Raw genomic sequence first — 18,286 nt, 5'->3', positions numbered from 1 at the left:
TCAGGCGACGAGAAGAACCGCGCCAATAACCGCAGTGGCTGCGCCGGCCATCCGCACGACCCTTGCGCTGCGAACCGCGAGGCCAATGCCCAGACCGAGGGCGTGGAGCAGGGCCGTACCAAACGCGAAGCCGGCGCTATAGTCGAACGCACCCGCGCCGAGCGGCATTTCCGCGCCATGCGCATGGCCGTGGAAGATGGCCAAGAAGCCGACCAAAGCCATGGCAGCCGCAAGCGGCAGCGATCCGCCGAACGCGGTCACCCCGCCGATGACGATGATGGACGCGGTGATGCCGAGTTCCACAGCCGGCAGTTCCACGCCGGCCATGCCGAGCGCGCCGCCGACCAGCATCATGCCAACGAACGCCAGCGGCACCGCCCACAGGGCGCGTCCACCGAGGAGGCAGGCGAACAGGCCGACCGCAACCATGGCCAGAACGTGATCCATCCCTCCGATGGGATGAGCCAGACCGTGGATGAAGCCGTGCGCGTCACCCGCGCCGGTGTGCGCGAAGGCAGGCGTTGCGGCGAGCGAGGCGGCGGCGGCCAGCGCGAAGCTTCGTGATGTCGTGATCTGCATGATGGTACCCCCCGGATGTGTCAGGCTGCGGCGGCGAGGCCGCCGGCGCGGATGATGAAGGCGGCGACCTCTTCCACTCCGACACCGCCGCGAATATTGGCGAACACATATGGGCGCTGGCCGCGCATCCGTTTCGTGTCCTCTTCCATGATGCCGAGATCGGCACCGACATAGGGTGCGAGGTCGATCTTGTTGACGACCAGAAGGTCCGAGCGGGTGATGCCGGGCCCACCCTTGCGCGGGATCTTCTCTCCGCCGGCCACATCGATGACATAGATCGTGATGTCGGCCAGTTCCGGGGAGAAGGTGGCTGCGAGGTTGTCGCCGCCGCTCTCGATCAGCACCACGTCCAGCGCCGGGAACTTGCGGCGCATGTCGGCCACTGCTGCGAGATTGATGCTGGCATCCTCGCGGATGGCCGTGTGCGGACAGCCGCCGGTCTCCACGCCCATGATTCGCTCCACCGGCAGCGCGCCGGCCACCGTCAGCAGGCGGGCGTCTTCCTTGGTGTAGATGTCGTTGGTGATGGCGCAGATGTCGTAGCGGTCGCGGAAGGCTTTGCAGAGCGCTTCCATCAGCGCCGTCTTGCCGGAGCCGACAGGGCCGCCGATGCCGACGCGCAGGGGACCGTTGGGGGAACTCATGAGCGGAACAGCCTCGTATATTGGGTTTCGTGCTGGAAGGAGCCGAGATCGGCGCGCAGAAGGCAGGAGCCGAGATCGTCGAGATTGGCGGTTTGAGCTTCGTCCGCAATGCGCCGGATGAGCGGCATCAGCGCCGTGATGGTGCGCATGCCCGCCGTCTGGCCAATGGGCGCGGAGCGGATGGCGGCGGAGACGAGGTTCTGCGCGAAGGCCAGCAAAAATGCCGGTGCGGCGTCGGCCAGGCTGATGCGGTGCGCGGCGGCGGCCATTCCGAGGGCTACCGGGTAGGCGACCCGGTCCACCGGCTCCGCCAACGCTGCGAGGTCCGGCTGCGGCCATGCGGCGAGGACGGCGTCGAGGAAGCTGCGGCCCTGCTGCGCGGTCTCCAGAAAGAGTTCGGCCGATGGGGCGAGCGCGAGCGCCAGTTCGTTGATTCCGGCGAGTGCCTCCGCGTCTCCGGTGGTTGCCGCACGATGGGCGCAGGCGAGCAGGATGGTGTCGTTGCGCCCGGCCCCATGGGCCAGAGTGTCCTCAAGCCAGATGAGCAGGGACGCCTCGTCGCGGATGTCGCCATCCTCCACCGCCCATTCCAGGCCGTGGGAATAGGCATAGGCTCCCACCGGGAAGGAGGGGGAGAGCCAGGCAAGGAGGGGGAGGTGCCTCATGCGCTGTCCGCGTCAGCCATGCGTGTGGCCGCAGCCGCATCCCGCGCCGTGCTCATGCTCGTGATGCTCGTGCACCTCGGCGTGGTCATGACCATGCCCGTGGACGTGCAGCACGTCGCGCGGGGGCTCCGGGTGCTCGTGATAGGCGCCGCGCTCGGGCCGGAAGGCACGGCGGACCGGCTCGGCCTTGCCGCCCAGGCCGCGCACCATCTCCACCAGCACGTGGTCGGGCGCGATGTAGAGCGCGTCGGCGGTGATCTCGGCCGGTACGTGGCGGTTGCCGAGATGCCAGGCCAGCTTCATCAGCCGCAGCGGGTTCGAGGTGGTGATCTCGATGAGATCTTCTTCCGCCGCGACGACCTGAACGAGGCGCTCGTCGTCCAGCTTCAGGGCGTCGCCGTCCTCCAGCACCGTGGCCTGCCCGAGATCGAGCAGGAACTCGGTGCCGCGATCCGCCGTCATGGACATGCGGCGGCGGTGGCGGGCCTGATGGTCGAGCGTGATGGTGTCGGCAACGCGGTCGGGCTTCACGGCCAGCTTGCGGACGATCTGGGTGGCGCGGTTCATGCGGCGATCCTTTGTGATCCGGTGCGGGTGTAGGCGCTGGTCACAACGTAGTCCTTATTCGGCCCGCTGACGCGGTTGATGATGGTGAACGTGCCGTCCGGCGCGAAGCAGTAGGCCGTGACGTAGAGGTCGTTACCGCAGGGGTGTGGAGCTTCGCCCGTCCATGCGCCATCCGGCATTCGACGCAGTTCGACGCGGTGGAAAAGGCGCGGCGCGGTGTCCACGAAGTGGACCGTGAAGCCGGTCTCGTGGGGCTCGAACCGGTAGCGCCGCTCCGCTGCGAAGCGGCCCGTGGGCAGCACCAGTTCTCCCTGTTCCGAATAGCCGAGATCGCCGTCTGCCCGCTGGACGAAGGTGGCCGCGCCGCGAAAGCTCCCATCGGGCGAGATGCTTCGCTCGATGGTCCAGGTGCCGATGAGGCGCGCGAGCAAGGCCGCAGGGGTGGGGACGGATGCACCATCCCCTGCGGGAACCATCTCAGCCGCGCGCCCTTCCGTCATCGTCAGGAGGCGTTGTCGCCACGGATCTGGTTGGTCTCGAAGAGGAACCACAGCCGCCGCTCGGCATCGTCGATGAAGTTTTCCAGCAGGCTCGCGGTGGCGACGTCCCCCTTCTCGTCGCAGACCTCGTGCGCCTCGCGCATGGACTGGATGACGGATTTGTTGTCAGCCATCAGCTGCTCGAACATCTGCTGCGGTGCCAGGAACGGCTCCTCGCTCTCGGTGAGCGTGGCGAGCTTCAGGATCTCTCCATAGGAGTGAACCGTCGGCGCTCCCAGCTTGCGGACGCGCTCGGCCAGCGGGTCGATGGTGGCGTAGATCGCCTCGGCCTGCTCGTCGAGCATGAGGTGGTAGTCGCGGAAGTGCTTGCCGCTCATGTGCCAGTGGAAGTTCTTCGTCTTCAGGTACAGCACGAAGGTGTCGGCTATCACCGGGTTGATGGCGCCCGAGATGGCGGCAACGGCATCGTCGGACATGTCGGTGGGGGTTGCGAGAGGCGGGGCCTTTGCCTTGCCGGCCCCGGATGATGGATTACGAGCCATGATGATGCTCCGGACTAAGTGTGTGTTTCGGGGAATGTCCCGAAGGATGGATTTTTTCAGAACATGAAGTAGCGCTGCGCCATGGGCAGCCGCTCCGCCGGTTCGCAGACCAGCAGTTCGCCATCGGCACGGACGTCGTAGGTCTCGGGATCGATTTCGATGTCGGGCGTGGCGTCATTCAGGATCATGCTCTTCTTGCCGATGCCCGAGCGTGTGTTGTCCACGGCCACGAACTGCTTCACCGATCCAAGCCGCTCGCGCAGGCCGTTCTGCAGTGCCGATTTCGAGACGAAGGTGAGGGAGGTCGACTGCGCCGCCCGCCCATAGCTGCCGAACATCGGCCGGTAATGCACGGGCTGCGGCGTCGGAATGGAGGCATTGGGATCGCCCATCGGAGCCGCCGCGATGGCGCCGCCCTTGATGATGAGGTCCGGCTTCACGCCGAAGAAGGCCGGCGTCCAAAGGACGAGATCGGCCAGCTTGCCCGGCTCGATGGAGCCGATATGCGCGGAGACGCCGTGCGCGATGGCGGGGTTGATGGTGTATTTCGCGATGTAGCGGCGGGCGCGCAGATTGTCGTTGCTGCCCGTCTCGCCGGGCAGGCGGCCGCGCTGCTGCTTCATCTTGTCGGCGGTCTGCCAGGTGCGGATGATGACCTCTCCGACGCGGCCCATGGCCTGGCTGTCGGACGACATCATGGAAAGCGCGCCGATGTCGTGGAGGATGTCCTCCGCCGCAATCGTTTCCTTGCGGATGCGGCTTTCCGCGAAGGCCAGATCCTCGGGGATGGACGGCGACAGGTGATGGCAGACCATCAGCATGTCGAGGTGCTCGTCCAGCGTGTTCACCGTGAAGGGACGCGTAGGGTTGGTGGAGGAGGGCAGGACGTTCGGGAGCCCCGCCACCTTCATGATGTCCGGCGCATGGCCGCCGCCCGCACCCTCGGTGTGGAAGGCGTGGATTGTGCGGCCCTTGAAGGCGGCGATGGTGTCCTCGACGAAGCCCGATTCGTTCAGCGTGTCGGAATGGATCATCACCTGCACGTCGTGCTCGTCCGCCACCGAGAGGCAGCAGTCGATGGCGGCGGGGGTGGTGCCCCAGTCCTCGTGCAGCTTCAGCGCGCAGGCGCCGGCCAGAACCATCTCCTCCAGCGCGCCGGGCAGCGAGGCATTGCCCTTGCCGGCGAAGCCGAGATTCATGGGGAAGCTGTCGGCGGCCTCGATCATGCGGGCGAGGTGCCACGGGCCGGGCGTGCAGGTGGTGGCGAAGGTGCCGGTGGCCGGGCCGGTGCCGCCGCCCAGCATGGAGGTGACGCCGGACATCAGCGCCTCCTCGATCTGCTGCGGGCAGATGAAGTGGATGTGGGTGTCGAACCCGCCGGCGGTGAGGATCTTGCCCTCGCCGGCGATGATCTCCGTGCCCGGTCCGATGATGATGTCCACGCCCGGCTGCACGTCCGGATTGCCGGCCTTGCCGATGGCGGCGATGCGGCCGTTTCGAAGGCCGACATCGGCCTTCACCACACCCCAGTGATCAAGGATCACGGCGTTGGTGATGACGGTGTCCATGGCGCCGGCGGCATTGGTGACCTGGCTCTGGCCCATGCCGTCGCGGATGACCTTGCCGCCGCCGAACTTCACCTCCTCGCCATAGGTGGTGAAATCGCGCTCGATCTCGATTTCCAGTGTGGTGTCGGCGAGGCGGACCTTGTCGCCGGTGGTGGGGCCGAACATGTCCGCATAGGCGGCGCGGGAGAGAGTGGCCATGATCAAAGTGCTCCCATCACGTCGCCACGGAACCCGTAGACCTCGCGCTTGCCGCCGAGCGGCACGAGCGTGACCTGCCGGCTGGCGCCCGGCTCGAAGCGCACTGCGGTGCCGGGCGCGATGTCGAGGCGCATGCCGCGTGTCTTGTCGCGGTCGAAGCGGAGGCCGGCATTGGCTTCGAAGAAGTGGTAGTGGCTGCCGATCTGGATGGGGCGGTCGCCGACATTGGCGACCTCCACCGTGATGCGTTCCGCGCCCTCGTTGAAGGTGATCTCGCCAGGCAGCGCCGTCACGCGGCCGGGCACGTTCTCGGATGCCGCGCCACGAATGGGGTGGTGCACCGTGACGAGCTTGGTGCCGTCCGGGAATGTGGCCTCGACCTGGATGTCGTGGATCATCTCGGCGATGCCCTCCATAACCTGATCGCTGGTCAGCACGTTCGCGCCGGCCTGCATCAGGTCCGCCACCGAGCGGCCGTCGCGCGCGCCTTCCACCACGAAATCGGTGATGAGGGCGACGGCCTCCGGATGGTTGAGCCTGACGCCTCGTTCCAGGCGGTTGCGGGCCACCATGGCGGCGAGCGCCACCAAGAGCTTGTCCTTTTCACGGGGCGTGAGATTCACGGGATGGTCCTTGTCAGCTGTGCCAGACGCGAGGCAGGGGGCGCCCCAGGAAACGGGTGAGGAATGCGGTCGCGCTGCGCCGCAGGGGAGCGATTTCGGGTGCCAGCAAACGGACGGCGAGACGGCCGTTCCAGGCGCTTGCGGCGCATGCACATTCCGCGCCAGCAAGCGCCTCGCGCGCCTCCTCCAGCCGGCTTTCCGCGTCCGGCGCGACGTGCAGGAAAGTGGCGAAGGCCGTGTGGCCGCGCATCACCGCCGGCTGTCGCAGCAGGGCGTCCAGCGCGCCGTCGAGCACCAGATTATCGGCATGGACCAGCCGCCCCGCGCACCGGATGCGCCAGCGATCGTCCAGCAGGCCGTGGGTGATGCGCTCGCCGCGCGCGTGCCGGCCCAGCATGACGGCTTCGAAGATGGAAAGGGTGGCGTCCTCCGCCACTTCAGCCTCGAAGCTTCGGCGCAGCCGGGCATGTTCGTAGAGGATGGTTTCCTGCGGCAGCCATTCCAGGCGCGCGCCGCTCTCCACGTCCAGCCTCACATGGACCTCGGATACCGCCCCGTCGGAGCGGTAGATGCGCTCGGCCGCGGGCGTGGTCATCACGACATCGCTGCCGCTTTTTGCGGCGACCTGCACATGCATGATGTCGCCGCAGGCAATGCCGCCGCCCGTGTTCATCATCACCGCTTCCAGCGCGCCGCCATGGGTGCGTGGGAGGCGGATGCGCGACGGGCCGCTCTCGGACAGATTCAGCACGCGGGTGGCCCCTCCGCTCGCCGTCGCTTCCAGTACGAGACGGCCCAGCGCACGCTGCCGCTGCGGCGCAGGCGGCGCGGCGAGAAGGCTATCCCCGTGAAGCGTTGCGTACATGGGCGTCCCGTCGAAGCGGCGCGACGGTCCGACTTTTGGGCGATGAAGTCAAAGCCGCCTTTAGACGCCGTCGCCGGGGCCGAGAAGGCGTGCGCGAATGTTCTCGAGGCGGCCCAGCCTCTCCGTCGTGCCGCTGCCTTCCAGTTCCGTCACCCTCGCGATCAGCGCCTCCGTGACGGCGAAGAGGGCGGCGAGCGAATCCCAGGCGCCGGCGCTGTCGGTGGGTGCGGCGAAGACGACGGAGGCGTGGCGGCAGGCCGGCGCGGCGCGGCTGTCGGTGAACAGGATGACGAAAGCGCCCTGTTCGGCTGCGATCTCGGTGAATCGCACCACGTCGGGCGCATAACGGCGGATGTCGTAGGCGATGACGATGGAGCGGCGGTCCACGTCGATCAGCCGGTCCGGCCAGGTGGAGGAGATGGAGCCGACTTCCTCGATGCCGCCGCGCACGACCTCCAGATGGCGCGTGATGGTGCGGGCCAGCGCCTGCGTGAAGCGGCCGCCGATGGCCAGCGCAGGGCGGCGGCGGTCGGCCAGTGCCTGCGCCGCGCGCTCGAAGTCCTCGCGCACCACCATCGAGAACGCCGCCGCGATGTTGCCCGCGATCTGTGCCCCGAAGCCGGCAAGCCAGTCCTCTTCGCTGGCGGTGGTGCTTCGGCCCATCCAGCGGCCGAGAGGGGATGCGCGTTCGGCGGCCACCTCGCCGCGCAGGCTGTCCTGAAGCTCGCGATAGCTGCCGAAGCCGAGCTTTGCCGCCAGCCGCAGCACGGTCTGGGAACTGACGCCGCTGACCCGGGCCAGACGGGCCAGCGGATCCAGGCCGGCCACCGGATAATGGTCTCGCAGATAGAGCGCGGCGCGGCGCTCCTGCGCGGTGAGGCCGGGCAGGGCGTCCTCGATCAGGTGGAGGAGGGTTGTTGCTCTTTCCGCATCCATCGGGGGCGGCATCCTGCTGAATCTTGCGTCAAAGCCGTGTGGTCAGATCATTCCATGTTGACATGCAATCGCGCTGTCTGGAACGATCATTCCACGCCCGGCCAGCGACGTCAGCCGCCCGGTCGTTCGGGAAGCGTGCCGCTGGCCCAGCCACGGCAGACGGGGGTCTAGCATGTCGCATCAGGACGCGGGCGCCGGTGGCGTGAAGTACCAGACAGTCGATGATGCCTACTTCGCCAAGAGAGGCCTGACGCGTTATGCGGGCGTGGCCTCGCTCTGGGCGCTCGGCGTCGGTGCGGTCATTTCCGGCCATTTCTCCGGGTGGAACTTCGGGTTCAGCACGGGCGGCTGGGGCGGCATGGTGGTCGCGGCCATCATCATCGCCATCATGTATCTGGGCCTGACCTTCTCCATCGCCGAGATGTCGGCGGCGCTGCCGCACACCGGCGCGGCATATTCCTTCTCCCGCACGGCCATGGGCCCGTGGGGCGGGTTCCTGACCGGCCTTTGCGAGAACGTGGAATATGTGATCACGCCGGCGGTCGTGGTGACGTTCATTACGGCCTATGTGAACTCCATCGTGGGGTTCGATCCCGCCTGGTCGCCGGTCGTCTGGATCATCTTCTACGCCATCTTCGTGTCGCTGAACGTGTTCGGCCTCGAACTGTCGTTCAAGGTGACCATGGTGGTGACCCTGATCTCGCTGGCCGTGCTGGTGTTCTTCTGGGTCAGCGCCATCCCGAACATGGATTTCAGCCGCTGGGCGCTGAACATCGGCGTCGGGCCGGATGGAGCGGCGGTGGAACTGCCGGAGGGCGGCGGGTCGCTGTTCCCGTTCGGCTTCTCCGGCGTGCTGGCGACCCTTCCCTTCGCCGTGTGGCTGTTCCTGGCCATCGAGCAGCTTCCGCTGGCGGCCGAGGAAAGTGTCGATCCCAAGCGCGACATGCCCAAGGGCATCATCCTCGGCATGATCACGCTGATCATTTCGGCCTTCATGATCGTGCTGCTGAACCCATCGGTCATCGGCGTGGGCTCGTTCAAGCTGTCATCTTCCCTTGAACCGCTTCTCGATGGCTTCCGTGCCGTCTATGGCGATTCGGGCGTGGTGCTGCTCGGCATCGTGGCGCTGACGGGCCTCATCGCCAGCTTCCACACCATCCTCTACGCGCAGGGCCGGCAGATCTATTCGCTATCCCGGGCCGGCTACTTCCCGCGCGGCTTGTCCATCACCCACAGCAAGTACCGCACGCCGCACCTCGCATTGCTGGTGGGAGCGCTGACCGGCCTGGCCGTGATGCTGGTGATCTGGTTCGCACTTGGCGCCGAGCAGGCGGGGGCCTCCATCGGCAGCGTGCTGCTGAACATGGCGGTGTCCGGCGCAATGTTCTCCTACATCGCGCAGGCGGCTTCGTTCATCCTGCTGCGCCGGAATGCCCCGCACATCGAGCGGCCTTTCCGCAGCCCTCTGGGAGTGCCGGGTGCGGTGCTGACCATCATCATCGCGGTGGTCACGCTGTTCTATCAGGTGCAGGACCCGAACTTCACCAAGGGCGTGATGTGGGTGCTGGTGTGGTTCGCCATCGCCATCGTCTATTTTGCCCTGGTCGGGCGCCACAAGCTGGTGCTCTCGCCGGAAGAAGAATTCGCCCTGTCCAAGGGTGCCGCAGAATACCGCAGCCATTAGGTCTGGATCAGGATCAATGCGGCCGGGCGTTCGCGCCCGGCCGTTACTCGTCGGAGCAGGTGAGAAGCGATGGACCCACGTGATGTGAAGAGTGCCGATGACGCCCGGCGCATCGTGGAGGAGCGCGGGCTCGAGCATGTGAAGGTCGGCGTCACCGATGTCGATGGCGTCATGCGCGGCAAGTACATGGCCAAGTCCAAGTTCCTCAGTGCACTGGAGAAGGGCTTCGGCTTCTGCGACGTGGTGCTGGGCTGGGACTCGAACGACCAGCTGGTGGACAACCTCACCTATACCGGCTGGCACACCGCTTATCCCGACGCGCCGGTGCGCGTGCTGCCGGACACCTGCCGCGAAGTGCCGATGGAAGACGGCATGCTGTTCTTCCTGGCCGAGTTCACGGGTGCCGCCGAAGAGGTGTGCCCGCGCGGCACCTTGCGCCGCGTGCTGAAGCGGGCCGAGGACGCCGGCTTCGGGGTGGTCTCATCGGCGGAGTTCGAGTTCTTCCTGTTCGAGGAGACGCCGCATTCCGTGCGCGAGAAGAACTATCGCGGACTGAAGAACATCACGCCGGGCTATTTCGGCTATTCCATGCTGCGCTCGTCCGTGCACTCGGACTTCTACCGCGACCTGCTGGCGCTTGGCCGCACCATGGATTTCCCCATCGAGGGGCTGCACACCGAGACGGGCCCGGGCGTGCTGGAAGCCGCCATCGAATATTCCGGCGCGCTGGAGGCGGCAGACCGGGCGGTGCTGTTCAAGACCTTCACCAAGGTGCTGGCCCAGCAGCGCGGCTGGATGGCTAGCTTCATGGCCAAATGGTCGGCCGACTGGCCGGGGCAGTCCGGCCACCTCCACGTTTCGCTGACGCGCGACCGGAAGCCCGTCTTCCATGAGGAGGGGAAGCCGCACGGCATGTCCGACATCATGCGCTGGTTCGTGGGCGGACAGCAGCGGCTGATGCCCGAACTGCTGGCAATGGTGGCCTCGACGGTGAATTCCTATACGCGGCTGATCCCCGGCTTCTGGGCGCCGACCGACGCCACCTGGGGCGTCGAGAACCGCACCACCGCGTTGCGCGTGATCGGCGGTTCGCCGGCCAGCCAGCGCGTCGAATACCGGGTGGCGGCGGCCGACATCAACCCGTACATCGCGCTCGCGGCGGCCATCGGATCCGGCCTATGGGGCATCGAGAACCGGGTGGAGCCGGACGCTGCGATCGACGGCAATTCCTACGCCGTGCAGCACGCGCCGGAACGGGCGCTGCCGCGCTCGCTCATGGAGGCCGCCGGACGGCTGAAGGCGTCGGCTCCGGCGCGCGATCTGTTCGGGGATGCCTTCGTCGATCATTTCGCTGCCACACGGGAGTGGGAAGAACGCGAGTTCCGCCGCGCGATCACCGATTGGGAATTGCAGCGCTACTTCGAGATCATCTGAGTTCTTCGCTCTCCCGGGGAGAGGGTTGGACGCACAGCTTCAGCGACAGGATGTGCATGAGCATGAGTGACATAGTTTGCGTATCGCCGATCGACGGCCGCGAAGTGGCGCGGCGGGCAACGGCGAGCGGAGCGGAGATCGACACGGCGCTGGCCGAGGCGCGGGCCGCTCAGGCGCGCTGGCGGCAGGTGCCGATTGCCGAGCGCTCGGCCTTCGTGATGCGGTTCATGGACGCGCTGACCGCCATGAACCAGGAGATCGTGCCCGAACTCGCGCTGCAGATGGGCCGCCCCGTACGTTACGGCGGCGAGTTCCGCCCGGTGGAGGAGCGCGTCCGCTACATGGTGGATATCGCGGAGGAGGCGCTTGCCCCCATCGTTCCGGCCGGCAAGGAGGGCATCCGCCGCTACATCAAGCGTGACCCGCTGGGCGTGGTGATGGTCATCGCGCCCTGGAACTACCCGTTCCTGACCGCCGTGAACTCCATCGTTCCCGCCCTGATCGCCGGCAATGCCGTGATCCTGAAGCACGCGGCGCAGACCATCCTCGTCGGCGAGCGATTCCAGCAGGCCTTCGATGCGGCGGGTGGCCCCAAGGGGCTGTTCCGCAATCTCGTTCTCTCGCACGACGACACGACGAAGATCCTGTCCACCGGCTCTGTGGATCATGTGAACTTCACCGGCTCGGTCGGCGGTGGACGGGCAATCGAGCGCGCGGCTGCGGGCAGCTTCACCAGCGTTGGCCTCGAACTCGGCGGCAAGGACCCCGCCTATGTGCGGGCCGATGCGAAGTTCGACCATGCGGTCGAGAACCTTGTCGACGGCGCGTTCTACAATTCCGGCCAGTGCTGCTGCGGCATCGAGCGCGTCTATGTGCATGAGAGCCTCTACGATCGCTTCGTGGAGAGCTATGTGGCGCAGGCCGGAGCCTATGTGCTGGGCAACCCGCTCGATGAAGCCACCACGCTCGGCCCGATGGCGCACACGCGCTTTGCCGATCTGGTGCGCGCGCAGACCGCCGAGGCTGTGGTCGCCGGTGCGACGGCGCATCTCGATGCCCGCAACTATCCGGCGGACAAGCCCGGCACGGCCTATCTGGCGCCGCAGGTGCTGACCGGTGTCGATCATTCCATGCGGGTGATGACGGAGGAGAGCTTCGGCCCGGTGGTCGGCATCATGAAGGTGTCCTCCGACGACGAAGCGGTGCGCCTGATGAACGACAGCCCCTATGGCCTGACCGCCTCGATCTGGACCACGGATGTGGACGCCGCCGAGCGCCTGGGTGACCGGGTCGAGACCGGCACGGTGTTCATGAACCGCTGCGATTACCTCGATCCGGCTCTGGCGTGGACGGGCGTGAAGGATACCGGGCGCGGCGCGTCATTGTCCGAGCTTGGCTACGGCATGCTGACGCGGCCCAAGAGCTTCCATCTCCGCGAGCAGATTTGAGTGAGGCCGTAGGGTGGGCAAAGCGAAGCGTGCCCACCATGGCTGACCGAGAAAATCGGTGGGCACGGCGCTTTGCGCCTTTGCCCACCCTACCGATCACAACGAGACCGAGACATGACCGCTGAACTGAAGGGCGCCTGGAACTATCCCACGCGCGTGCTGGTGGGCCCGGGCCGCATCGCCGAACTGGCGAATGCCTGCAAGACGGCGGGCATCGGCCGCCCGCTGATCGTGACCGACAAGGGCCTGGCCGACGGCCCCGTCGTCGCGGCGGCAAAGGGCGTGCTGCAGGCGGCAGGCCTGACCTCCGACGTATTCTCCGACGTGAAGGGCAATCCCACCGAGGGCAACGTCGAGGCGGGCCTCGCGGCCTATCGCGACGGCGGTCATGACGGCGTCGTGGCGCTTGGCGGCGGCTCGGCGCTCGATGTCGGCAAGATGGTCGCCTTCATGGCCGGCCAGACCCGGCCGATCTGGGACTTCGAGGACGTGGACGATTGGTACACCCGCGCCAATGCCGACGTGATCGCGCCCATCGTGGCGGTGCCGACGACCGCCGGTACAGGCTCTGAAGTGGGCCGCGCGGCGGTCGTCACCAATTCCGCGACGCATGAGAAGAAGATCATCTTCCATCCGCTGATGCTGCCGAAGGTGGTGATCGCGGACCCGGAACTCACAATCGGACTGCCTCCGTTCCTGACCGCCGCCACCGGTTTCGACGCGCTGGCGCACTGCATCGAGGCCCTGAGCGCGCCGGGCTTCCACCCCATGGCCGACGGCATAGCCATCGAGGGCATCCGCCTCATCGCGGAATACCTGCCGCGCGCCTACGCCGAGGGCGACGACATCGAGGCGCGCTCGCGCATGCTCGCGGCGGGCTCCATGGGCGCGGCGGCGTTCCAGAAGGGGCTGGGCGCGGTGCACTCCGTCTCGCACCCGGTCGGCGCGTTCTACGACACCCATCACGGCCTGACGAACGGCGTGATGCTGCCCTACGTGCTGGTGCTGAACCGTCCCGCCATCGAGGAGAAGATGGCTGTGGTGGCGCGCGTGCTGGACCTGCCGGAGCGTGGCTTCGATGCCGTGCTGAAATGGCTGCTCGAATTCCGCAAGGCGCTTGGGGTGCCGCACACATTGGCGGAACTCGGCGTCGAGGAAAGCCGCGCGGCCGAACTGGCGGAGCATGCGGAGCGCGACCCTTCGACGGGCGGCAATCCCGTGCCGCTGACGGCTGCCGATTTCGAGACGCTGATTCGCGCCGCGATCCGGGGAGATCTGGAGGGCGTCAGGTGACGCGGGCACCAAGGCTGCTGGTCGTCGAGGGCAACACCCAACGGGCGCGGGAGCGGCAGGCGGCTATACGCGGCAAGACCTACAGCGAAGGCTATTCCGACGTGCTGCGCCACATCGTTCCGGACGCGGTGGTGGACATCTGCTTCCCCGCCGATCCCGGTGCGAACCTGCCCGACAGCGGCGGGCTCGGCGGCTATGACGGCGTGGCGATGACCGGCTCGTCGCTCAACATCTATGACGAGAAGCCGGAATGCCTGCGGCAGGTGGACTTCGCGCGTGCGGTGTTCGATTCGGGCGTTCCGTTCTTCGGCTCGTGCTGGGGGCTTCAGGTGGCGACCGTGGCGGCCGGTGGCAGCGTCCGGCGCTCGCCCAAGGGGCGCGAGATCGGCCTTGCCCGCAAGATCGCCCTGACGGAGGCCGGGCGGGCACACCCCATGCATGACGGCAAGGGTTGGGCGTTCGATGCGCCTGCGGTTCACACGGACGAGGTTTCGGAGCGGCCCTCCGGCATGACGGTGACGGCGACCAACAGCTTCTCCGAGGTTCAGGCCGCGGAAATCCGGCACGGGAACGGCACGTTCTGGGGCGTGCAGTATCATCCCGAGTTCACGTTAAAGGACATGATCGCGGTGCTTGAGCGCTATGGCAGGGTGCTGGTGGAGGAGGGCCCGTTTCGCGCCGAGGAGGACCTCCACGCCCATGTGACCGATCTGCGGGCGCTGGAGGCCGACCCTTCGCGCACCGATCTCTCCTGGCGCCTTGGCTATGACAGGGACGTGCTGGATGAGGACCGGCGCCTCTCCGAAATACGAAACTGGATCGCCTATATGGTGCGGCCCGCGATGGCCCAGCGTGGGCGAATCTGATCACCGTCTTTCGGCTTAGGCCGATTGGCAAATCGGCGCAGGTCTTTGGCATGTCGTGATCGCGCACTATGTCGGGCACGGAGGATTTTCGATGCAGCTTGGAATGATCGGCCTCGGCCGCATGGGTGGCAACATCGTGCGCCGCCTGCACGTGAAGGGCCACACAGCGGTTGTCTACGACCGCGACACCGCCGCCGTTCAGGCCCTCGTGGAGGAGGGCGCCACCGGATCAGCCAGCCTGGAAGAGTTCGTCCAGAAGCTGGAGAAGCCGCGCACCGCGTGGGTGATGGTGCCTTCGGGGCACATCACCGAAGCCGTGGTGCAGGATCTGATGCAGATGATGGAGCCCGGCGACACCATCATCGATGGCGGCAATTCGTTCTGGAAGGACGATATCCGCCGCTCCCGGCAGGCGGCCGAACTCGGCATCTTCTATCTGGATGTCGGAACCAGCGGCGGCATCTGGGGCGTGGATCGGGGCTATTGCCTGATGATCGGTGGCGAGGCCTCCGAGGTGGAGCGACTGGACCCCATCTTCCAGGCGCTGGCGCCCGGGCACGGCACCATCCCCCGCACCTCCGGGCGCGAGGGCGGGCATTCCCGTTCCGAGGAAGGCTATATCCATGCCGGACCGAGCGGCGCGGGCCATTTCGTCAAGATGGTCCACAACGGCATCGAATACGGAATGATGCAGGCCTATGCCGAGGGCTTCGACATCATGAAGAACGCGGCGTCGGAGCGTCTTCCCGAAGAGTTGCGCCTCGACATCAACATCACCGAGGTCGCCGAGGTGTGGCGGCGCGGAAGCGTGGTGACGTCCTGGCTGCTGGACCTGACCGCCGCCGCGCTGGTCGAGGATGGCACGCTGAAGAACTATTCCGGCTATGTGGAGGATTCCGGCGAAGGACGCTGGACGATCCAGGCCGCCATCGACGAGGCGGTGCCGGCTGAAGTGCTGTCCTCCGCCTTGTTCGCACGCTTCCGCTCCCGCCAGGAGCACACATTCGCGGAAAAGGTGCTTTCCGCCATGCGGAAGGGCTTCGGCGGTCATCTCGAGCCAAAGGTGCCACCGCCAGATGTCAATTGAGAAGAAAGTCCAGACTCCGCCCGCAGACCCTTGTTCCTTCGTCATTTTCGGCGCGCTGGGTGATCTGACCCGGCGGCTGCTGATGCCGGCGCTGTACAATCTTGCGGCGCAGGGCCTTCTGTCGGAGCAGTTCAGCATCGTGGCCGTCGGCCGCGAGCAGATGAGCCCCGACGCCTTCCGCAACGACATGCGGGCGGCGCTGGCGCAGTTCGGCACCCAAAAGGTGGACCGCCAGGTGGCGGACCGGCTGCTGGCCTGCATCCAGTTCGTCTATGGCGACCTGAACGATGACAAGACCTATGGAGACCTGAAGCGCGCGCTCGAGGCAATCGAGGGGGTTCGCGGGACAGGCGGCAATCGCCTGTTCTACTGCGCCACGCCGCCGACGATGTTTGCGCCCATTGCCGAGCATCTGGCGGCAGCCGGTCTGACGCAGGAAGAGAACGGTGCCTGGCGGCGCGTGATCGTCGAGAAGCCGTTCGGCACCGATCTCGCATCCGCGCAGGCCCTGAACCGGAAGCTGCTGGCGGTGCTGAAGGAAGACCAGATCTTCCGCATGGACCATTACCTCGGCAAGGAAACGGTCCAGAACATCCTGATCCTGCGCTTCGCCAACGGCCTGTTTGAGCCGGTGTGGAACCGCAACCACATCGACCATGTGCAGATCACGGTCGCCGAGACCGTGGATGTGGGGCTTCGCGGCCAGTTCTACGACGCGACGGGCGCGCTGCGGGACATGGTGCCGAACCATCTGTTCCAGCTGCTGTCGCTGGTCGCCATGGAGCCGCCGTCTCGCTTCGAGGCCAATGGCGTTCGCTCGGAGAAGGCCGAGGCGCTCGACTCGATCCGCATCAACACGCCCGAGGAGGCTCTCGCGCATTCCGTGCGTGGCCAATACGTGGCCGGCGAGATCGGGGACCGCCAGGTCGGCGCCTACCGCGATGCGCAGCATGTCGGTGCCGAAAGCACGACAGAGACCTTTGCCGCCATGCGGCTGGACATCGACAACTGGCGCTGGGCCGGCGTGCCTTTCTATCTCCGCACCGGCAAGGCCATGGGGATTCGCCGCACCGAGATCGTGGTGAAGTTCAAGCAGGCTCCCGTCTCCATGTTCCGAAACCTGCCGATGGAGGAACTGGCTGAGAACCTGCTGGTTATCCGCATCGCGCCGGAGGAGGGCATGAAGCTGCACTTCAACGCGAAGATCCCCGGCCCGGAGGTGGAGATCGCGCCCGTGGGCATGACCTTCCGCTACAAGGACTATTTCGAGGCGGTGCCGGCCACCGGCTACGAGACCCTGATCTACGACTGCATGACGGGCGACTCGATCCTCTACCAGCGCGCCGATGGCGTGGAAGCCGGCTGGCGGGCAGTGGAGCCGTTCCTGCAGGCCTGGAAGAATGCCGGCACCAACGGGCTCGAGACCTATGCCGCCGGCAGCGATGGCCCCAAGGCGGCCCATGACCTGCTGGCCCGTGACGGCCGCAAATGGCGGGAGCTCATCTAGCCATGCTCGACGACCACCACATCAACCAGCAGACGGATGCCGACGCCCTGGCGCGCGCGGCCGAGCAATGGTTCATCGACACCGTGCGCGCGGGCAGCGATCGCATTGCGGTGTGCCTGACCGGAGGTTCGACGCCGGAGCGGCTCTACCGGCTGCTGCAGGCGGTGGACCTGCCCTGGGAGCGGATCCACGTCTTCCTCAGCGACGAGCGCTTCGTGCCGCCGGATGATCCGCGCAACAATATGAGCATGGCGCGGCGCGCCCTGCTGGACCATGTCGCCATCCCGACGAACAATGTGCACGCCATCTCTACCGAGACCTCCTCACCGGAGGAGAGCGCGCGGCTCTACGAAGCCGAGCTGAAGGCGTTCTACGGCGCGGATCGGCTGGACCCGGAGCGTCCGCTGTTCGACCTGGTGCTGAACGGCATGGGCGATGACGGGCACACGGCCTCGCTGTTCCCCGGCTCTCCGGCCCTTGTTGAAGCGGAGCGGTGGGCTGTCGCCGCGGACGCCGGCATGGAGCCGCATGTGCCGCGCGTGACCCTGACCTTTCCCGTTCTCGAAAGCTGCCGGGCCTCCGGTTTCCTCGTGAGCGGCGCCAGCAAGGCCGTCGCGCTGGATCGCGTGCGCAAAGGCGAGCATGTGCCCGCCGCGCGGCTGAAGCCCGTGGGCCGGCTGACCTGGTTCATCGACCGGGCGGCGGCAGGAGAACAGCGCTGAGCGGCAGGACGGGGGGAACCCTTGTCGTGATGGGCGTGTCGGGCTCGGGCAAGAGCACGGTCGGCTGGCTGCTGGCCGAGCGGCTGGGTCTTGTCTTCGTCGACGCCGACGACCTGCACCCGTCGGCAAATGTGACGAAGATGCGCGCCGGCATGGCCCTCGACGACGATGACCGCGGGCCGTGGCTGAAGGCAGTGGCGGACCGCATGCGCCAGGCGCGGCACGAGAACGAGCAGATCGTGCTGGCCTGCTCGGCGCTGAAGCGGAGCTATCGCGACGAACTGCGCCGGGGAGATGCCGGTGCCGTGTTCGTCTACCTCGACGTTCCGCGCTCGGTGCTGGAGCAGCGGCTCCAACAGCGGAGCGGGCACTTCATGCCGGCAAGCCTGCTGCGCAGCCAGTTCGTCGCTCTGGAAGTGCCCGGACGCGACGAACGCTCCGTGCGCGTCAGCGTGGAAGGCGAGCCTGCCGAGGTGGCGGAGCGGGCCGCGGAGGCGCTCGCGGAACTGCCGGATGTTCTCTGCAAGCTGGACGGCGGCAGGGGAGCGGGATAAGGCG

General features: G+C 66.9%; 19 protein-coding genes. 9 read left to right on the top strand and 10 right to left on the bottom strand.

Annotated elements, in window-relative coordinates; all coding sequences use genetic code 11:
• The 10 genes from SCD90_RS06315 to SCD90_RS06270 are packed head-to-tail and all read right to left on the bottom strand — an operon-like array spanning position 1 to position 7,687.
• Entirely contained in the window at positions 1-579 is a 579-nt protein-coding gene (locus SCD90_RS06315; RefSeq protein ID WP_319843778.1) for a HupE/UreJ family protein, read from the bottom strand.
• A 20-nt stretch (positions 580-599) separates the two neighbouring features.
• A complete protein-coding gene (gene ureG, locus SCD90_RS06310) occupies positions 600-1,223 on the bottom strand; it encodes an urease accessory protein UreG (RefSeq protein WP_319843777.1) in 624 nt (207 codons plus the stop codon).
• On the bottom strand, positions 1,220-1,888 hold the full coding sequence (locus tag SCD90_RS06305) for an urease accessory protein UreF (protein ID WP_319843776.1): 669 nt from the start codon (positions 1,886-1,888) through the stop codon (positions 1,220-1,222). The genes ureG and SCD90_RS06305 overlap by 4 nt, the downstream gene beginning before the upstream one ends.
• 12 nt (positions 1,889-1,900) lie before the next feature.
• The gene (locus SCD90_RS06300; RefSeq protein WP_319843775.1) at positions 1,901-2,455 is read right to left on the bottom strand and encodes an urease accessory protein UreE; all 555 of its coding nucleotides are present in this window, start codon (positions 2,453-2,455) and stop codon (positions 1,901-1,903) included.
• The gene (locus SCD90_RS06295) at positions 2,452-2,955 is read right to left on the bottom strand and encodes a DUF6314 family protein (protein ID WP_319843774.1); all 504 of its coding nucleotides are present in this window, start codon (positions 2,953-2,955) and stop codon (positions 2,452-2,454) included. The genes SCD90_RS06300 and SCD90_RS06295 overlap by 4 nt, the downstream gene beginning before the upstream one ends.
• A 2-nt stretch (positions 2,956-2,957) precedes the next feature.
• Positions 2,958-3,497 (bottom strand): Dps family protein, encoded by a 540-nt coding sequence (locus SCD90_RS06290; RefSeq protein ID WP_319843773.1) that lies wholly within the window; start codon positions 3,495-3,497, stop codon positions 2,958-2,960.
• Positions 3,498-3,553: 56 nt separating this feature from the next.
• On the bottom strand, positions 3,554-5,263 hold the full coding sequence (ureC, locus tag SCD90_RS06285; RefSeq protein WP_425265645.1) for an urease subunit alpha: 1,710 nt from the start codon (positions 5,261-5,263) through the stop codon (positions 3,554-3,556).
• Positions 5,264-5,265: 2 nt separating this feature from the next.
• Entirely contained in the window at positions 5,266-5,886 is a 621-nt protein-coding gene (locus SCD90_RS06280) for an urease subunit gamma (protein ID WP_319843772.1), read from the bottom strand.
• 13 nt (positions 5,887-5,899) lie between these two features.
• Positions 5,900-6,751 (bottom strand): urease accessory protein UreD, encoded by an 852-nt coding sequence (locus SCD90_RS06275; protein ID WP_319843771.1) that lies wholly within the window; start codon positions 6,749-6,751, stop codon positions 5,900-5,902.
• A 60-nt stretch (positions 6,752-6,811) separates the two neighbouring features.
• Complete coding sequence (locus tag SCD90_RS06270; RefSeq protein WP_319843770.1) at positions 6,812-7,687, bottom strand: MurR/RpiR family transcriptional regulator; 876 nt, start codon at positions 7,685-7,687, stop codon at positions 6,812-6,814.
• A gap of 172 nt (positions 7,688-7,859) precedes the next feature.
• Here SCD90_RS06270 and SCD90_RS06265 point away from each other — a divergent pair, with 172 nt between their 5' ends.
• From SCD90_RS06265 to SCD90_RS06225, 9 genes are all read left to right on the top strand, one after another.
• A complete protein-coding gene (locus SCD90_RS06265) occupies positions 7,860-9,371 on the top strand; it encodes an amino acid permease (RefSeq protein ID WP_319843769.1) in 1,512 nt (503 codons plus the stop codon).
• Positions 9,372-9,440: 69 nt separating this feature from the next.
• Positions 9,441-10,805, top strand: coding sequence for a glutamine synthetase family protein (locus SCD90_RS06260; protein WP_319843768.1), 1,365 nt, complete (start codon positions 9,441-9,443; stop codon positions 10,803-10,805).
• A gap of 62 nt (positions 10,806-10,867) precedes the next feature.
• The gene (locus SCD90_RS06255) at positions 10,868-12,253 is read left to right on the top strand and encodes an aldehyde dehydrogenase family protein (RefSeq protein WP_319843767.1); all 1,386 of its coding nucleotides are present in this window, start codon (positions 10,868-10,870) and stop codon (positions 12,251-12,253) included.
• Positions 12,254-12,367: 114 nt separating this feature from the next.
• Entirely contained in the window at positions 12,368-13,546 is a 1,179-nt protein-coding gene (locus SCD90_RS06250; protein WP_319843766.1) for an iron-containing alcohol dehydrogenase, read from the top strand.
• Complete coding sequence (locus tag SCD90_RS06245) at positions 13,543-14,412, top strand: type 1 glutamine amidotransferase (RefSeq protein ID WP_319843765.1); 870 nt, start codon at positions 13,543-13,545, stop codon at positions 14,410-14,412. Before SCD90_RS06250 ends, SCD90_RS06245 begins: the two co-directional genes overlap by 4 nt.
• Before the next feature lie 91 nt (positions 14,413-14,503).
• Positions 14,504-15,499, top strand: a complete 996-nt coding sequence (gene gnd, locus SCD90_RS06240) for a phosphogluconate dehydrogenase (NAD(+)-dependent, decarboxylating) (RefSeq protein WP_319843764.1) — start codon at positions 14,504-14,506, stop codon at positions 15,497-15,499.
• Entirely contained in the window at positions 15,489-17,006 is a 1,518-nt protein-coding gene (gene zwf, locus SCD90_RS06235) for a glucose-6-phosphate dehydrogenase (protein WP_319843763.1), read from the top strand. Before gnd ends, zwf begins: the two co-directional genes overlap by 11 nt.
• 2 nt (positions 17,007-17,008) lie before the next feature.
• Positions 17,009-17,728 carry a 6-phosphogluconolactonase gene (gene pgl / locus SCD90_RS06230; protein WP_319843762.1) on the top strand — a complete coding sequence of 240 codons (720 nt, stop codon included), beginning with the start codon at positions 17,009-17,011 and terminating at the stop codon, positions 17,726-17,728.
• 29 nt (positions 17,729-17,757) lie between these two features.
• Positions 17,758-18,282: a gluconokinase gene (locus SCD90_RS06225; RefSeq protein WP_319843849.1), complete on the top strand. Its 525-nt coding sequence runs from the start codon at positions 17,758-17,760 to the stop codon at positions 18,280-18,282.
• Positions 18,283-18,286: the final 4 nt, after the last annotated feature.

The organism is Terrihabitans rhizophilus, from assembly GCF_033898525.1.
Lineage (GTDB): Bacteria > Pseudomonadota > Alphaproteobacteria > Rhizobiales > Methylopilaceae > Flaviflagellibacter > Flaviflagellibacter rhizophilus.
Note: the sequence above shows the minus strand (reverse complement) of the source record. Positions and strands in the feature narration are given on the sequence as shown.

Excerpts from the sequence above, each read along its gene's own strand:
- SCD90_RS06265 (WP_319843769.1), top strand. The coding sequence starts at position 7,860 with ATGTCGCATCAGGACGCGGGCGCCGGTGGCGTGAAGTACCAGACAGTC.
- SCD90_RS06295 (WP_319843774.1), bottom strand. The coding sequence starts at position 2,955 with ATGACGGAAGGGCGCGCGGCTGAGATGGTTCCCGCAGGGGATGGTGCA.
- pgl (WP_319843762.1), top strand. The coding sequence starts at position 17,009 with ATGCTCGACGACCACCACATCAACCAGCAGACGGATGCCGACGCCCTG.
- SCD90_RS06305 (WP_319843776.1), bottom strand. The coding sequence starts at position 1,888 with ATGAGGCACCTCCCCCTCCTTGCCTGGCTCTCCCCCTCCTTCCCGGTG.
- zwf (WP_319843763.1), top strand. The coding sequence starts at position 15,489 with ATGTCAATTGAGAAGAAAGTCCAGACTCCGCCCGCAGACCCTTGTTCC.
- SCD90_RS06255 (WP_319843767.1), top strand. The coding sequence starts at position 10,868 with ATGAGTGACATAGTTTGCGTATCGCCGATCGACGGCCGCGAAGTGGCG.
- SCD90_RS06275 (WP_319843771.1), bottom strand. The coding sequence starts at position 6,751 with ATGTACGCAACGCTTCACGGGGATAGCCTTCTCGCCGCGCCGCCTGCG.
- SCD90_RS06315 (WP_319843778.1), bottom strand. The coding sequence starts at position 579 with ATGCAGATCACGACATCACGAAGCTTCGCGCTGGCCGCCGCCGCCTCG.
- ureG (WP_319843777.1), bottom strand. The coding sequence starts at position 1,223 with ATGAGTTCCCCCAACGGTCCCCTGCGCGTCGGCATCGGCGGCCCTGTC.
- SCD90_RS06270 (WP_319843770.1), bottom strand. The coding sequence starts at position 7,687 with ATGGATGCGGAAAGAGCAACAACCCTCCTCCACCTGATCGAGGACGCC.
- SCD90_RS06290 (WP_319843773.1), bottom strand. The coding sequence starts at position 3,497 with ATGGCTCGTAATCCATCATCCGGGGCCGGCAAGGCAAAGGCCCCGCCT.
- SCD90_RS06260 (WP_319843768.1), top strand. The coding sequence starts at position 9,441 with ATGGACCCACGTGATGTGAAGAGTGCCGATGACGCCCGGCGCATCGTG.
- ureC (WP_425265645.1), bottom strand. The coding sequence starts at position 5,263 with ATGGCCACTCTCTCCCGCGCCGCCTATGCGGACATGTTCGGCCCCACC.
- SCD90_RS06300 (WP_319843775.1), bottom strand. The coding sequence starts at position 2,455 with ATGAACCGCGCCACCCAGATCGTCCGCAAGCTGGCCGTGAAGCCCGAC.
- SCD90_RS06250 (WP_319843766.1), top strand. The coding sequence starts at position 12,368 with ATGACCGCTGAACTGAAGGGCGCCTGGAACTATCCCACGCGCGTGCTG.
- gnd (WP_319843764.1), top strand. The coding sequence starts at position 14,504 with ATGCAGCTTGGAATGATCGGCCTCGGCCGCATGGGTGGCAACATCGTG.
- SCD90_RS06225 (WP_319843849.1), top strand. The coding sequence starts at position 17,758 with ATGGGCGTGTCGGGCTCGGGCAAGAGCACGGTCGGCTGGCTGCTGGCC.